The sequence below is a fragment of the Stenotrophomonas sp. GD03680 genome (genome assembly GCF_029844625.1).
Lineage (GTDB): Bacteria > Pseudomonadota > Gammaproteobacteria > Xanthomonadales > Xanthomonadaceae > Stenotrophomonas > Stenotrophomonas maltophilia_P.
Genome location: NZ_JAOCKC010000003.1, coordinates 142581 through 157671 on the forward strand (window position 1 = coordinate 142581; position 15091 = coordinate 157671).

A 15091-nucleotide genomic window follows, 5' to 3' on the forward strand; every position below is an offset into this window, starting at 1 on the left:
CGCGAACACACAGGACCCGGCTCAGGCCATGCCGGGTGGCGCCTGCAGGGCGAGCAGTTCGCGCTCCTGTGCTTCCTCGCGGACCAGCCGCTGCAGCAGCAGGGCCAGGGTCACCACGTCCTGGTGATTGTGATCGGCGACCCGGCGCAGGTTCACCGCGTCGCCGCCGCGCAGGAACCGCAGCCACGCGCCCGGTGCCTCCGATCCCGGCAGATCGTCTTCGCGGATCACGCGCAGCAGCTGGCGCTCGATGGTGGACAGCCTGCAGTTCTCCCAGGTGCCGCGATAGCGGCGGCGGGTCGGATACAGCAGGTCGACATGATCCAGGGCACTGATCGGGTCGCGCTGGCGCGCCAGCCGGTAGCGCGCCTTCAGCAGGGGCGCATCGTAGCTGCGGCCGTTGTAGCTGCAGAACACCGTGGAGGGTTGCAGCCAGCCGGCGAAGGTGGCCAGCATCGCCTCTTCGGCAGCCATCGTCGATATCAGCAGCTGGCGGATGCGCAGGCCTTCGCCGCGCTGCGGGCAGGTGTACCAGTCGGCAGCACCGATCATGAAGGCGCGGGTACCGGTGCCGCCGGCCAGCCCGGTGGTCTCGGTATCGAAGAACAGCAGGTCGCGCGCGGCCACGTGCTCGTTCTCGCGCCGGGCGAACGCCAGCGACAGGGGAACCTTCGGAACCGGCTGCGGCTGCAGGGATTCGATCAGTAACAGGCCTGGCGCGATCTCCTCGCCGGGCAGCCGCCGGTCCTGTGCGGTCGCGTGCAGGGGCGCTGCGCTGCCGCGTGTGCGCAATCCCAGCAGGCGATGCAGGCTGCCGACGTGGGGCTGCCGCAACGGTGGCGTGGTGGGGGCGGGTGTCATGACGGCCGGGCCGGTCGGCTTGTGGCGGATCTCCTGTTCAACCCAGGCGAATACCGAGCGTTCGGCTGGTGGCTGCCGTGCATCATTGGCCGCTGCCGGGACGACCGCTGCGGGCGCCGCCGCCGTGACAGCCGGCGGCCCGGCCTTCGGGTCGCCCGCCTGCTTCCGCAGCAGACGCAGCTTGTCCAGGCTCAGGCTCACGGTGCCAGCAGCTCCACGGCGCCACGGGTGGCGGGCACCGCATCGGGCACGTGCTGGCAGGCGTCGGCATCGAACAGGTCCAGCACGCGCAATGCCAGTGCGCGAGGCGAGGTCTCGTCCTCCTCCTGCGCCGCGAGTACCGGGCCGACGCAGGCCGGACAGCCCGCCGTGCAGTCGCAGCGCTGCACGAGTTCGCGCGCGCGCTGCACCAGCTCCGCCTGGCGCTGCCACAGGGGTTCGCTCAGGCCGACGCCACCCGGGAAGTTGTCGTACAGGTATACGGTCGGCACGAACACCTGCAGCAGCTCGACCGCGCCCGGATCGCCATCGCTGCCGCGCAGCTGGCCGCGGCCGCTCTGGTCGGCGACCGCGAACCATGCACCGTCGCCATTGCCGACCGACTTCTGCAGATCGCGTGCGTCGGCCATCACCGCCACCGTAGCGACGATGTGCAGCGCGTAGGCGGCGCCCAGGAAGCCATCCAGCGCGTCCTGCCGGCTGGCGAACGCACGCAGCAACAGCGCCTGCGGGAGCTGCCACCACACTGCGGTGGTGTGCAGTTCCTGGTCGGGCAGGTTGACCGGGCCGTAGCCGATGTTCTCGTGGGTGTAGTACCGGATCTTCTTGTAGCCGGCCACGCGGCGCACCACGTGCACTTCGCCGTGGTGCGAATCGCCGCGCCCGGCCACGCCGCCGTCGAAACGATCCAGCACCTTGAGCTTGGTGAAGTCGATGCTGTCGGTGTAGTAGTCCACGTGGGTGCGGGTGACGTAGGCCTTGCGCCCCTCCCAGTCCAGCGTCTCCACCTGGTACGGCGTGGACTGCACCATGTGGATGGCGCCCTCGTACAGGGTCAGCGCGGCGGCGGAGTAATCGACCTCGGCGATGATCTGCTGGCGGCCGTCGCTGCGGTCGACCACCACGAAGTTGCCGTCGGCCACCGCGCGCAGGCTCACCGCGTTGGCCGGATAGCTGTCGGCGATCCACTCCCAGCGCTCGCCTTCGCGATGGACCACGTCGGTCTCGGCCAGGGCTTCCAGGAACACTTCCGGATCGATCGGGCCGAAGCCATCGCCGACCCGGAACGGCAGCTCGAATGCCGCGCAGCGGATGTGGTCGAACAGGATCAGTGGCTGGTCCGGGGCGATGCGCGCATGTTCGGGCGAGGCTTCGGCGAAGAAGTCCGGATGGCGTACCACGTACTGGTCCAGTGGCTGCGAACTGGCCACCATCACGCCCAGCGCGGGCTGCTGGCGGCGTCCAGCGCGGCCGAAACGCTGCCAGGTGGCGGCCACGCTGCCCGGATAGCCGTTGAGGATCACCACGTCCAGACTGCCGATATCCACGCCCAGTTCCAGCGCCGAGGTGCTGACGATGCCATCGATGCTGCCCGCGCGCATGGCGCGTTCGGTCTCGCGACGCTCGGTGGGCAGGTAACCGCCGCGATAGGCGCGTATGCGCGGTGGCTTGCGCGGATCGTGGTCGAAGATGTCCTTCAGGTACTTGGTGAGGACTTCGACCATCAGCCGCGTCTGCGCGAACACCAGGGTCTTGAGGCCGGACTTGATCGCGATGCGGGCGATGCGGTTGCTCTGCGAACGCGCCGATGCACGCAGGCCCAGGTCCGGGTTGATGACCGGCGGGTTCCACAACAGCACCTGCTTCGGTCCGCTGGGCGCACCGGACTCGGTGATGGCGGTGACCGGTGCTTCGATCAGGGCCTCGGCATGGGCCTGCGGATTGCCGATGGTGGCCGAGCACAGGATGAACTGGGGTTGCACGCCATAGAACGCACAGATGCGCTTGAGCCGGCGCAGTACGTTGGTGACATGGCTGCCGAACACGCCGCGGTAGGTATGCACTTCGTCGATGACGATGTAGCGCAGGTTCTCGAAGAACTGCGCCCACTTGGTGTGATGCGGCAGGATCGCCTGGTGCAGCATGTCGGGATTGGATACCACAATGTCGCCATGCAGGCGGATCGCCTGCCGCGCATCCCCGGGCGTGTCGCCATCGAAGGTGAACGCCTTCACCCCGAGATCGCCGGCGCGGTTGAGCTCCAGCAGTTCGGCCACCTGGTCCTGCGCCAGCGCCTTGGTGGGGAACAGGTACAGCGCCTTGGCGTTGTCCTGCATGGCCGCACTGACCACCGGCAGGGTGTAGCACAGCGACTTGCCGCTGGCGGTCGGGGTGACGATGGCCACATGCTCGCCGCGCTGGCTGGCCTCCCAGGCCTCGGCCTGGTGGCTGTACAGCTGTTCGATGCCACGTGCTTTCAATGCGGCGGCAAGGGCCGGCGGTACCGATTCCGGAATGGGCGCATAGCGGCCCTCGCGGCCGGGGATGGCAAAGCTGCCGGTGATGCGGTCGTGGTAGCGGCGCTGCAGGCGCGCGCTGAGCAGGGCACCGTCGCGGGCGGGCAGACCGTCGCGGGTCGCGAGTTGCTGCTCCGCGTCGGCGGTGCGCTTGGCGAGTTCGTAGGCCATGGGTGCACGGATTCCAGGGGGGCACATGGCACCACAGATGGGTCTCAGGATGTGAGACCCCGCAGCGGGACGGAGTGAACCGTTCAGTGCGCGGGCGGCAGCCGGACGTCGAATCCAGTGAAACGCCTGCCGCGTGCGCCGGAACAACGGGCTGGCCCGCCTCGAACAAATGACAGGTGCACCTCGCGGGCGCGGACGTGCAGTCCACTTCAGCGCGGGCTGAACAGCGCGCGCCGTACCAACGAAATCTGAAGCCGCCATCCGTATCCTCAGGCGAAGGATGCAACCAACAGGGGCGGTAGGGGTGGCACGACGAGCAACGCAGGGAGCACTTCTGGCCGGCCTGGTGCTGGCCGGTACCGCGCAGGCGCAGCAGGCGCCATCACCCGTATCGGTGGTGCCCGAACCCGGGCAGACCGTCGCCGCACCGCCGGAGCCTGTCGTGACCCCCGAAGGCACGCCCGTGCAGGGCAACGTCACCACCCTCGGCGAAGTGCGCGCGCTGAAGCCTGAAGACGATCAGCCACTGGATCTGTACCGCTTCAGGAACCCGGTGAAAATCGAGAACAACCGCTTCAGCCGCAACTGGAGTGAACCGCCGACGCCCGAGCAGGTAAGCATGGCCGGCGGCTACGTGATGATGGGCGTGGTCAAGGGCTTGCTGGCGGCGGGCAAGGGCTTGAACAAGATCACCGGGGGGCCGGATCAGATCCAGTCCGCCATCGCACGGCCACCGCCGGAACTGAGCGCGGAACAGCAGCGTCGCGCGCTGCAGTTCTGTGCGCAGCAGGAGGGTTGCGGTGGTGGACCGCCGCTGAAGTGAGCGAAGGATGGGGGGAAGCTATGCCGTACGGGCAACGCCGGGCGGCCGCCGTTCCAGCCACCACAGCAGCGACGCACACAGCACGAAGGCCAGCCACCATGGCCAGCGTGATCCCGGCACGGGCTGCGTCGCCTGTGCCTTGACCGGTGCCGAGGTGGCCAGGGCCTGCGCCGTCGCATCGATCATTCCCTGCCGGTGCAGCGCCGCCGCATCCGTCCTGTCGAACACATAGCGCCAGTAGGAGCGTTCGCCCTGCTGGAGCCGGTGCCAACCGGCCTCGCGTGGCCACCAGCCGGCACAGCGTGCGCTGCCGGTGCCGCCGTCCACGATCAGTGCCACCGACGCGCCCCGTGCATCGAACACCTCCAACGGCGCCTGCACATCGCACAGGGCCTGTCGTTCCCCGGCCCACGCAATCGGCTGCGGCGACCACGGCGCGGTGCTGCCGCCCTGCGCGCGCGCCAGGGTGCCGACCACATCGCTCCACAGCTCGCCATGGCGATCGTCGCGGCCGGCCAGCAACCAGCGCCACGTGTCGGTCAGCGGCAGCAGGCCGATGCGGCCCTTGCCGGCATCGCGCCAGCCTCCGATGGCAGCGCCGCTGCGGTCGTGCAGCAGTGCGGTGGTGGCAGGCACCTGCAGCGCAAGCTGTTCCAAGGTGGGCAGCGCGGCGGCATGCGAATCACGATCAGCCTCTTCGCCATCGCGGGTGGGCAGCGTGCCGGACGCCAGCGGACCGCGTCGGGCTGCCAGCATCGCGCTGTCACCATCGCCGGGCAGCGTGATGCTGCGGCTGGCGCCATCGCCCTGCACGGGCAGGCCGAGCTCGCGCAGGCGTTGCCGCGCTCCGGCCGATGGCACGCCGGCACTGCGTACCAGCACACCCAGGCCCTCGTGCATCGCCTGGCGCACCGCTGCGAGCTGGCCACTCCCCAGCGTGGCCAGGCTGCGCTCGTCCAGCAGCAGCAGGTCGGTGCGCGCCAACGATGCCGCGTCCAGACCGACCTGACCTTCGCTGATGCTGAGGCCGGCGCCGGTGTCGGCCTGCATCTGCACGTCGATGCCGGCATCGGTGGCCCAGCGTCGCAGGTACTTCAGTTCGGGTCCCGGCGTGCCGGCGCGGATCTGCAGGCGGACCCGCGTGGCCGGCAGGGTCTGCTGGGGTACCGGAACGGTATCGACAACATGGCCTTCGCCATCCAGCAGGCGCAGGCGGAACACGCTGCGGCCTTCGGCACGGGCCACGCCACTCAGTCGTACCCGTCCGTCCTCGGTCAGCGGGGCGCGGTCGATGACCGTGTCAGCCGGGTCCAGCAGCTCAGCCTGTGCGCGGGGGACGCCGCGGGCCTGCGCCTGCACGTCGAAGCGCGCGCCAGGGGCGACATCCGCGGGCAGCTGCAGCGCGGTCCAGCCGCGAGGGACGGGCGGTGCCTGCCAATGGACCTGCGCGGGCAGCGTGGCGTCGCGGTCGCGTGCCTCCAGGCCGGCGCCGACCAGGGTCAGCCGCGTCGAGGGATGCTGGCGCAGCGCCGTCGCCAGGTCCGGCACACGCTTCGCGCCCGGCACCTGGGTGGCTTCGGGCAACAGGAGGAGCGGTCCCTCGCTTGCCGGCTGCGCGCTGGCCCTTCCGGCATCGGCACCCAGCACCACCAGGCCCGCAGCGGGCTGCTGCCGTGCGGGCGGCAGCAGGCATGCGTACAGCAGTGCAGCGGCGATGACCTGCAGGCCGAGCACGGCCAACAGCGGGCCACGCGGTCGCACCGGTGCGCGCAGCTGGCGCGCGCTGGCGACGAGTACGATCAGCACCAGGACAAGCGCGATCCACAGAGCCGGTGCCGACAGGTTCATGGCTGCGCCTCCAGTGCATCCAGGTATCGCTGCCCCATCGCATCGGCCGCGCTGCGGCGTGTGGCCTGCGGCACGGGGCGCTGCAGCGCCCTCCACAGCTGTGACCGCAGGCGCTGCCGGCAGTCGGCACAGCCTGGCTCGATGCGCAGCTGTTCGATGGCGGCCGCCAGGTCGAGCGCATCGGGCAGGTAGGTCGCATTGCGCTGCTGCCAGCCCGCCAGCGCGTCCAGATCCGGCGTGCCGTCGCCGTCGCCCAGTCGCTGCCAGGCCTCGACGATGGCCGGGTCCGGTGCCGTGCGTGCCGTCAGTGGCAGCTGTCGGCTGGCCAGCCCGGCGCGGTCACCGCCCAGGCGCCGGCCCTCATCGATGGGCGGCAGTTCCGGGCCGACGCGGGCCAGGTAGATGCGTTCGGCCTGCTGGACCTGCTTGATGAATCCCAGTGCCTTGTAGGCGTAGGGCAGCGCCTGCTCCGGGCGCCCCTGGCGCAGCTCGCCTTCGGAGGCCCACATCTGGTCGAGTGCCGCTTTCAACGTCGCGCGGGTCTGCGGATCGAGCAGGGTCGCCGCCTCGGCGTGGTCGTGCGTGTGGCCATACTCGGTCAGCACGTCCGTGGCGCTGCCGAACACCGGTGGCGTCTCGGCGTTGCCTGCGTTGCCGCCGTGGTCGTGGCCATGCGCCGCGTGGTCGTGATCATGGTCGTGATCGTCGTCGTGATCGTCTACGGGAGGGGTGTCACTGGTCGGCAGGTCGCTGGTTGGCGGCGGCTTCGGTGCGCCTTCGCTCTCTTCGCCAAGGAACTGGCCGTAGCGCAGGCGCAGGATGCGCTGGTCGACGCCGATGGCGTCGCTGCGCTTGACGAAGTCATCGGCGGCCAGGCTGCGCCGCTGGCGGATCAGCGCCTCCGCATCGAGGATGATCTGCCGTTGGCTGCGGAAGTAGGCCGGCAGGGTCTTCTTGATGCGGCCTTCCAGCTCGGCGCCCAGCACCGCCTCGCTGCTGGGCAGGCGCAGGATCACGCTGCTGCTGCGGCCGGTCTGGGGTGTCGGGGCATGGTTGTCGCGCACTTCCAGTTGGGCGATCACATCGTTGCCGGGCTGCGCTCCCAGTGCGCCCAGATCCAGCGTGTGAGCGAACCGTCGCGCCGTTGCTTCGCCACTGCCGGTGAGCGTCACGCTGCGCTGGACGAAGGTGATGTTCTCGCCGCTGCCCTGGGTGAGGGTGATCGACAGGCGGGCCTGCGTGGCCACGCCGTGATCGTCGCTGGCCTCGAAGCGCAGTGCCCACTGGCGCTGCCCGGGCGTGCCCAGTACCAGGCTGGCAGCGGGCTCCAGCACGCGTACGGTCGGGGCACGGTCCGCCACCACGTCCAGGCGGTACAGGCGTGTCGTGGCCAGTGCCGGTTCGCTGACCACGCGGTACAGCACCGGTGCACGGGCCACATCCTGCGCCTGCCAGTGGCCGTCGCGCTCGCTCAGCGGCACGCGCCGGCCATCGTGGAACTGCAGCCATGCGCTGCGGGGCGCACGATCAAAGCGCAGCGACCAGGACAGGCGGCTGTCGGCGGCGACCTTGGCATCGAGTGCGTTCTGGTTACGGGGTGGTTGACCCGTATAGGCCGGAGCCTCGATGCGCAGGCGGGTGGACTGCAGCTGCAACGGGCCCGCAACTGCCGGGGCAGCGGGGCGCGACGAGGACACGCCCGGCATGGACGGACCGGACCGTGGCCAGCCCAACGCAAGCAGTGCGACGGCGATCCCCCCGACCCAGCACAGCAGCAACGCGCCGCGCGGCCAGCGCGGACGCAGTTCCGGCATGGCGCGTTCGAGCGCGGCCTGCACATGGTCGCGCTGGCGCTGCTGCAGCGGATTGAGTGCGGCAGGATCGGCGAACAGCAGGTCGGCGCTGTCTTCGCTGGCTCCGCTGCCGTCAAGCCGGCGCTGCACCCAGTGGCGGTCCAGGCGGCGGGCACGGACCGTGGCCAGCACCGTGCAGGCGAGCAGAGTGGCGGTAGCAACGATGCAGGCGATATCGAAACCGCCCAGGCGCAGTGCAAGCGTGGTCGCGGCCAGCGCCCACGGCAGTCCCAGCAGCAGAGTGATGGCGCCGCTGCGGCGCCGTGCGCGCTGCCAGGCGCGTTGCAGCATCGTCATGCCGGTAGCCTCCGCCGCGCGTTGCTGGCCATCCAGCGCTCCAGTGCGAACAACAGCACGATGGCCAGCAGCAGCCAGGCGGTGGGCTCACGCACGGCAGGCGTGGCAGCCGGCAGGGCGACCTGGCGCGGTGCGTGATCCTGCGCATCGCCTGAGCGCGGAGGTGGCGCGGGTTGCAACGCCTGCAGCAGGGTGTGCGGCAGGCGGGCATCGCGCAGCGCGGCATTGCCTGCGGCGTTCCATTCGCCGGGCAGGAACAGCAGGCGGCCGTGGCCAACGCGCTGCTGCCACAGCAGCGTCGCGCCCTCGGCGTCGCGCAGCAGCGCGCGTGCATCCGCTGCCGGCCGGGCGGCGGTCAGCACGCTGCCACCGGCCTGCAGCCATGCCTGCCAGTGAGCGGGCAGCGCATCGGCGCGGCTCCAGACACCGACTTCGCCCGGAGCGGGCAGCGCATCCGCAGGCAGGACGGGCGCGGGTGATCGGGTGCCCCATGCGCGCTGCAGCGCAGCCAGCCAGCGCTGTGCCGCGGCCGGGGCATCAGCGTGCATGCGCAGTTGCGGCAGCGGGGTGGGCGCGGCCGTTGCGGCGGTCGCACGGGGATGTGTCTGCCATTGCACCGCCCGCGAGAGCTGCAGGCGCATGCCGTCGAGGCCGGGCAGCGGATCAGGCACGTGCACGGTCAGCGCGGTGCCGGTCGGCAGCTGCGCATCCAGTTCGCGCAGCAGGCTGGGCAGGGCCACATCCGTGGCTGGTGGTGGCTGGTCGATGGTGGGGAATCCGGGCGCAAGCCAGCGCCAGTTGTCGTCGTCGGCAGGAGCGCCGGCATGCAGCGCGGTCGCATCCAGACCGGGTGCGACGACCGTCCATGCGCCGGTAGCCGGCGCCGGTCCGGTCAATGCCGGCCGCGCCAGCAGCACGGCCAGCGCGGCAAGCAGCAGCAACCGCACCAGCAGCAGCGGCCAGTCATCGAAGCGGACGCGCTGGCGCGGGCGGATCCGTGCACGCAGCCAGCGCAGCGCGGCGAAGTCCAGCGGCGTGTAGGGATGGCGACGCGCGAGATGGATCAGCAGCGGCAGCAGCCACGCCGCCAGTGCGGCCAGCCCGAGCGGAAACAGCAGGCTCACGCGCCGCCCCCGCGGCCGAACAGCGCCTGCAGCGGCTGGTCCACCGGTTGATCGAGCCAGCCGGTGGCACTGGCGATGCCACTGGCCTGCAGCCGCAGGTGCAGTGCTGTGTGTGCAGCGGTGAAACGCTGCAGGTAGTCGGCGCGGATCGCCGCGCCATCGCCGAGCAGTTCCTCGCCGGTTTCAGGGTCGCGGAACCGATGGCCGGCATCGAACGGGAAGTCGCGCTCGTCGGCGGTCAGCACCTGCAGCAGCAGTACCTCGCGGCGTGCACTGGCCAGCTGCTCCAGCAGCACGATGCCGGCGTCATCAAAGCCATCGCCGATGGCCAGCAGCAGGTCGCCCGGGCGAACGCGCTCCCACAGCGGGCGCAGCGTGTCACGGGCGGGCCAGCCGCCTCGTGGCTGCAGGGCATGCAGTTGCAGGTGCACGCGGTCGCGCTGGCGTGCGCCCTGCGCTGCGGCTACCAGCTGCAGGCCGTCGCCGGTGACGGTCAGCAGGCCGAAATGATCGCCCTGCTGCAGTGCCAGCTCGCAGACACAGGCGGCCAGCATGCGCATGTGATCCAGGCGGCTGCGTGCCGGCGCGCCACGGTCGGACTGGCCGGCCGATGCGGTGGCATCGAGCAGCAGCCATACCGTGATCGGGCTTTCGCGCTCCGACTCGCGCACGAAGAAGCGGTCCGAGCGCGCGTACAGTTTCCAGTCGATCTGGCGCAGTTCATCGCCGGGCTCGTAGGCGCGGTACTGGGCGAATTCCAGGCCGGCGCCACGACTGCGGCTCGCGTGCTGGCCGATGCCGCTCGCGCCGCTGGCCAGACGTGGCCGCAACCGCAGTGCGCGCAGGCGCGCTCGCAGTTCGGGAGGCAGGACCAGCGTGCCAGCACTCACGCGTGGATCACCCCGGGAACGGCACGGCGTGCAGCAGGGCGGCGACCACGTCGTCGGCGCGCTTCTGTTCGGCTTCGGCGGCGAACGACAGCAGCAGGCGGTGGCGCATCACCGGTGCAGCCAGGGCCTGCACGTCCTCGCGGGTGGCGGCGAAGCGGCCCTGCAGCAACGCGCGCGCCTTGGCCGCGAGCACCAGCGACTGTCCGGCGCGTGGTCCCGCACCCCACTTCACCCACTGGTTGATCGCCGCGGGCGCTTCCGGCCCGGGTCGGCTGGCACGCACCAGCCGCGTGATCCAGGCCAGCACATCGGGGCTGACGTGCACCTGGCGCACTGCCGCCTGCAGGGCGATGACCGCGGCGGCGTCCATCACCTTCGGCACCGCCTCGCCGGCACCGCCGGTGGTCTGTTCCAGGATCTGGCGCTCCTCGGCCTCGCTCGGGTAATCGACCAGGACGTGCAGCAGGAAGCGGTCCAGCTGGGCCTCCGGCAGCGGATAGGTACCGGCCTGTTCGATCGGATTCTGCGTGGCCAGCACGAAGAACGGCGCGGGCAGCGCATAGGTGGTGCCGGCATAGCTGACGGTGCGTTCCTGCATGGCTTCCAGCAGCGCGGCCTGGGTCTTGGGTGGCGTGCGGTTGAGCTCATCCGCCAGCAGCAGATTGGTGAAGACCGGCCCCTGCTGGAAGCGGAAATGACGATGGCCGGTGCCGTGGTCTTCCTCCAGCAGCTCGGTACCCAGAATGTCGCTGGGCATCAGGTCCGGCGTGAACTGCACGCGTCGGAACTGCAGCTCCAGCGCCTGCCCCAGCGAACGCACCAGCAGGGTCTTGCCCAGGCCGGGCGCGCCTTCCAGCAGGCAGTGGCCGCCGGCCAGCAGTCCGATCAGCAGCTGCTCGACCACCGTGTGCTGGCCGACCACGGCACGGGCCAGGGCGGCGCGCAGATCGTGCAGGCGCGGCAGCAGGGAATCGAGATCAGGGCGGGTCATGGGGGCTCTCACTCAATTGTTCAATGCGTACATCACGATGTTGACGCCGAAGCGCGTGTTGTCCTCGGCCAGGAAGCGCTTGTTGCGCCAGTCGTAATCCCACTCGCAGCCATAATCCTTGTTGCTGTACAGCACGCCCAGGCGGCCATCGACCTCGATGCCCTTCAGATAGTCGTGCACCAGATCGTCGCCCCAGCCGTTCAGCTCGAAGCTGGTGGCCGGTGGTCCATCGGGGAAGCGGAAGAAGCTGCGGTACAGCGCGTGGCTGTTGGGCAGCTTCTGCAGCGCCCTGGGCCCGAACAGGCGGCCCATCTGCGCCTCGAAGGAGGTTGCGAACAGGCCATCGATGTCATGGTTGCAGTCATCGACGAAGACGAAGCCCCCGTTGCGCACGTAGCGCACGAAGTTCTGCCGCTCGGCGGCGTTGAATTCCACCAGCGTGTGCCCGGCCAGGTAGCAGAAGGGGGCTTCCAGCATGCGTGGGTCGGCCAGTGCCACCACGTGTTCCTGCGGGTCCACGCGCAGCGAGGTGTAGTCGATCAGCGAAGTGATCAGGTTGGACGGCATGCGCGCGTCCACGTCCCAGTCGCCCGAGTCGTACTGCAGGCGGGTGAACCAGAAGTCGTAGCGCGAACTGCGCGGGCCTGCCTGTGCCCAGGCCGGAAGCGCGGCCGCCGAAGCGGCAGCAGCCAACCAGCGCAGGCAGGCCCGGCGATCCATCAGACGGCGTCGGACAACGAGGTGAAGGTGAAATCGCGCAGCTTCATCGGCGGGATCATCATCACGAAGCTCGACTCGTCGCCGGCCACGCGCACCGGCTTGCCCAGCTCTTCGATGTTGTTGAGCATGATCACCGGCGATTCGTTGAAGCGGAAGTTCTTCACCGGGTGCTTGATCTGGCCGTTCTCGATGTAGAAGGTGCCGTCACGGGTCAGGCCGGTCAGCAGCACGGTCTGCGGATCGACCATGCGGATGTACCAGGTGCGGGTGACCAGGATGCCCTTCTGGGTGCCACGCACCAGCTCGGCGGTGCTCTTCTCGCCACCGCTCATCAGCAGGTTGCCCGGCGTGGCCTTGGCGGTCTTGCCCTGCTTCTGCGCCCAGAAGCGCGAGTAGTCCAGGTTGGCCACCTTGCCGTTCTCGATGATGGCCAGGCGCTCGCGCGGCATGCCCTCGTTGTCCCACGGCAGCACCGGCGCTTCCGGGTGCCACGGATCGGCATACATGTTCACGCGCGGGTCGTAGACCTGCTCACCGAGCTTGTTGCCGCCGCCCTTCTTCGACAGGAAGCTGCGGCCTTCGTCGGCCGAGCGCGCACTGAAGAAATTCATCATGAAGCTGATCAGGCCTGCGGCCGCGGCCGGCTCCAGGATGACCGTGTACTTGCCCGGCTCCAGCGCCTTGGCTTCGGCCGATTCGGTGGCCTTGCGCATGGCGATGCGGACATCCTGGTCGGCCTTGAAGTCCGCCGCGTCCTTCAGGTTGCGGCCGACCCAGCCCGATCCGCGGCCGTCCTCGGTACGCACGGTGCAGGTGTAGTCGAAGTTGGTGGTGCGCTGGTAACCGAAGTTGCCGTTGCTGTTGGCAGTGGCGTAGAAGCCCTGGCCATCTTCAAGGAAGCCGGCGGCAATCAGTCCGTTGCCCCGGCAGGGCGCGATCGAATCGGCGGCCACCTTGGCGCGGAACGCCGGATCGATGGCGGCGGTGGACTCGCTGAAGGTCGGGCTCGGCCGGTAGGTCTGCTTGCCGATGGCGGGCATGAACTCCGGGTTCTCCGGTGCCAGGCGGGCCAGATCCTCGGCGCGGCGCACCACGCGTTCCAGTGCGGCGTCGTCGAACTCGTTGATCGAGGCGGTGCCCACGCGCTTGCCGAAGGCCACGGTAACGGCAAGCTCGGTGTTGTCCACAATGCCGCTGGTGGAGACGTTGTTCAGGGCGAAACGGATGTTGCCGGCGATCGATCCCGCCAGCACGGCGGTGCATTCATCGGCCTTGGACAGGGCGATGACCTTGTCGAGGATGGCCTTGGCCTGGGCTTCGGTGAAGATACTCATGGTGTAAGGGCTCCTGACCGGTCAGCCGAGGCTGCGTGCGGTGTTGATGACGTTGATGCCGTTGAAGCGTGCGGTCGACGAGCCGTGCGAAACCGCCGAGACCTGGCCCGGCTGGCCCTTGCCGTCGAAGAACGAGCCGCCCAGGCGGTAATCGCGTTCGTCGGCCACGGCGGTGCAGGCGTTCCAGAACTCCGGCGTGCGGATCTGGTAGGCCACGTCCTCCAGCATGCGGGTGATCTGGCCGTTCTTGATCTCGTAGAACAGCTGGCCGCCGAACTGGGCGTTGTAGCGCTGCTGGTCGATCGAGAACGAACCGTCGCCGATGATGTAGATGCCGTTCTCCACGTCCTTGATCAGGTCCGGCACGCTCAGCGGCGTCTTTCCCGGTGCCATCGACACGTTGGCCATGCGCTGGAACTGCACGCTGGACCACGAGTCGGCATAGCAGCAGCCATCGGACTCGGTCTTGCCGAGGATGTGGGCCTGGTCGCGGATGGTCTGGTAGTCGACCAGCTTGCCGTTGCTGATCAGGTCCCAGCGCTTGCACTTCACGCCTTCATCGTCGTACGCGACCGCGCCGAGGCTGCCCGGCTGGGTCTTGTCGGCGAACACGTTCACCAGCTCGCTGCCGTACTGGAAGCGCTGCTCGCGCTTGTCCAGGGTGGCGAAGCTGGTGCCGGCGTAGTTGGCCTCGTAGCCGAGCACGCGGTCCAGCTCCAGCGGATGGCCGATCGACTCGTGGATGGTCAGCCAGGTGTGCGACGGGTCCAGTACCAGGTCGTACTTGCCCGGCTTCACCGACGGCGCCTTCAGTTTCTCCTGCGCCTGCTTGGCGGCCGCGATGGCGTCCTCCTTCATGTCGTAGGAGGAGCTGTAGTTGACCACGCCGTTGGGGCTGACGACCTTGCCGGCGGCGGCGCCGTCCAGATACTCGTAGCCCAGGCCCATCGGCGCAGACAGGCCTTCGCGGGTGCGGAACTTGCCACTGGTCTTGTCGATGGCGGTGACGGTCATCGGTGCCCAGATGCGGTGCACGTCCTGGTCGATGTAGGAGCCATCGGTGGACGCGAAGTACTTCTGTTCATTGACCAGGAACAGCATCGAATTGACGAAGCTGGCACCGGCGCCGATCGCTGCGGCATTGACGTCCAGCAGCAGGTCGACCTTTTCCTTGATCGGCACCTCCATCGCATTCTTGCGGATCGGCGTGCGCCAGCTGACCTCGCCCACGCCGGGCGTGCTGGCCAGCTGCACCGGCGCGCTCTGCACGCCTGCGTTGGCCTTGGCGATGGCCGCGGCCTGCTGGGCGGCCCTGGCCACGTCGGCGGTACCCAATGCGTTGGTGGCGGCGAAGCCCCATGCACCGTTGACGATCACGCGGATGCCCACACCGGTGGACTCGGTGTTCACCACGTTCTGCACCTTGTCTTCGCGGGTGATCACGAACTGCCGCAGATAGCGGCCGATGCGCACGTCGCAGTAGGTGGCGCCGGCACTGCGGGCGGCCTGCAGGGCAGCGTCGGCCAGGCGCTTCTTCAGCGCGGGGTCAAGGCTGGACTGCAGCTGCTCGGCGGCGATCACTTTGCCGAAGAAGGACGGCACGATCAGGCCGCCCGCGGTAAGCCCGGTCAGGGCCAGGAAGTCACGTCTGTGCAAGGCTGCT

11 protein-coding genes are annotated in these 15091 nt (G+C 69.4%); 1 reads left to right on the forward strand and 10 read right to left on the reverse strand.

Annotation, left to right across the window (positions count from 1 at the left end; genetic code table 11):
- Nucleotides 1–21 precede the first annotated feature (21 nt).
- Both N5J29_RS04940 and N5J29_RS04945 read right to left on the reverse strand, forming a co-directional pair.
- Complete coding sequence (locus N5J29_RS04940) at nt 22–1062, reverse strand: ribonuclease H-like domain-containing protein (protein ID WP_164151534.1); 1041 nt, start codon at nt 1060–1062, stop codon at nt 22–24.
- Nucleotides 1059–3548, reverse strand: a complete 2490-nt coding sequence (locus tag N5J29_RS04945) for a DEAD/DEAH box helicase (protein WP_065182089.1) — start codon at nt 3546–3548, stop codon at nt 1059–1061. The genes N5J29_RS04940 and N5J29_RS04945 overlap by 4 nt, the downstream gene beginning before the upstream one ends.
- A gap of 343 nt (nt 3549–3891) precedes the next feature.
- Between N5J29_RS04945 and N5J29_RS04950 the strand changes: the two genes are divergently transcribed.
- Nucleotides 3892–4371: a hypothetical protein gene (locus N5J29_RS04950; protein ID WP_164151550.1), complete on the forward strand. Its 480-nt coding sequence runs from the start codon at nt 3892–3894 to the stop codon at nt 4369–4371.
- Nucleotides 4372–4389: 18 nt separating this feature from the next.
- Here the strand turns inward: N5J29_RS04950 and N5J29_RS04955 are convergent, their stop codons facing one another.
- The 8 genes from N5J29_RS04955 to N5J29_RS04990 are packed head-to-tail and all read right to left on the reverse strand — an operon-like array spanning nt 4390 to nt 15084.
- A complete protein-coding gene (locus N5J29_RS04955; protein ID WP_164151535.1) occupies nt 4390–6219 on the reverse strand; it encodes a hypothetical protein in 1830 nt (609 codons plus the stop codon).
- Nucleotides 6216–8369, reverse strand: coding sequence for a DUF4175 domain-containing protein (locus tag N5J29_RS04960; RefSeq protein ID WP_164151538.1), 2154 nt, complete (start codon nt 8367–8369; stop codon nt 6216–6218). The genes N5J29_RS04955 and N5J29_RS04960 overlap by 4 nt, the downstream gene beginning before the upstream one ends.
- Nucleotides 8366–9493 (reverse strand): BatA domain-containing protein, encoded by a 1128-nt coding sequence (locus tag N5J29_RS04965; RefSeq protein ID WP_164151540.1) that lies wholly within the window; start codon nt 9491–9493, stop codon nt 8366–8368. Before N5J29_RS04965 ends, N5J29_RS04960 begins: the two co-directional genes overlap by 4 nt.
- Nucleotides 9490–10383, reverse strand: coding sequence for a DUF58 domain-containing protein (locus tag N5J29_RS04970; RefSeq protein WP_164151542.1), 894 nt, complete (start codon nt 10381–10383; stop codon nt 9490–9492). The genes N5J29_RS04965 and N5J29_RS04970 overlap by 4 nt, the downstream gene beginning before the upstream one ends.
- Nucleotides 10384–10390: 7 nt before the next feature.
- Nucleotides 10391–11374, reverse strand: coding sequence for a MoxR family ATPase (locus tag N5J29_RS04975; RefSeq protein WP_053515950.1), 984 nt, complete (start codon nt 11372–11374; stop codon nt 10391–10393).
- Between the two features lie 12 nt (nt 11375–11386).
- A complete protein-coding gene (locus N5J29_RS04980; RefSeq protein ID WP_065174125.1) occupies nt 11387–12094 on the reverse strand; it encodes a DUF4159 domain-containing protein in 708 nt (235 codons plus the stop codon).
- Nucleotides 12094–13428 carry a TldD/PmbA family protein gene (locus N5J29_RS04985; protein WP_053515946.1) on the reverse strand — a complete coding sequence of 445 codons (1335 nt, stop codon included), beginning with the start codon at nt 13426–13428 and terminating at the stop codon, nt 12094–12096. Before N5J29_RS04985 ends, N5J29_RS04980 begins: the two co-directional genes overlap by 1 nt.
- A 21-nt stretch (nt 13429–13449) precedes the next feature.
- Entirely contained in the window at nt 13450–15084 is a 1635-nt protein-coding gene (locus tag N5J29_RS04990) for a TldD/PmbA family protein (RefSeq protein WP_074902370.1), read from the reverse strand.
- Nucleotides 15085–15091 lie beyond the last annotated feature (7 nt).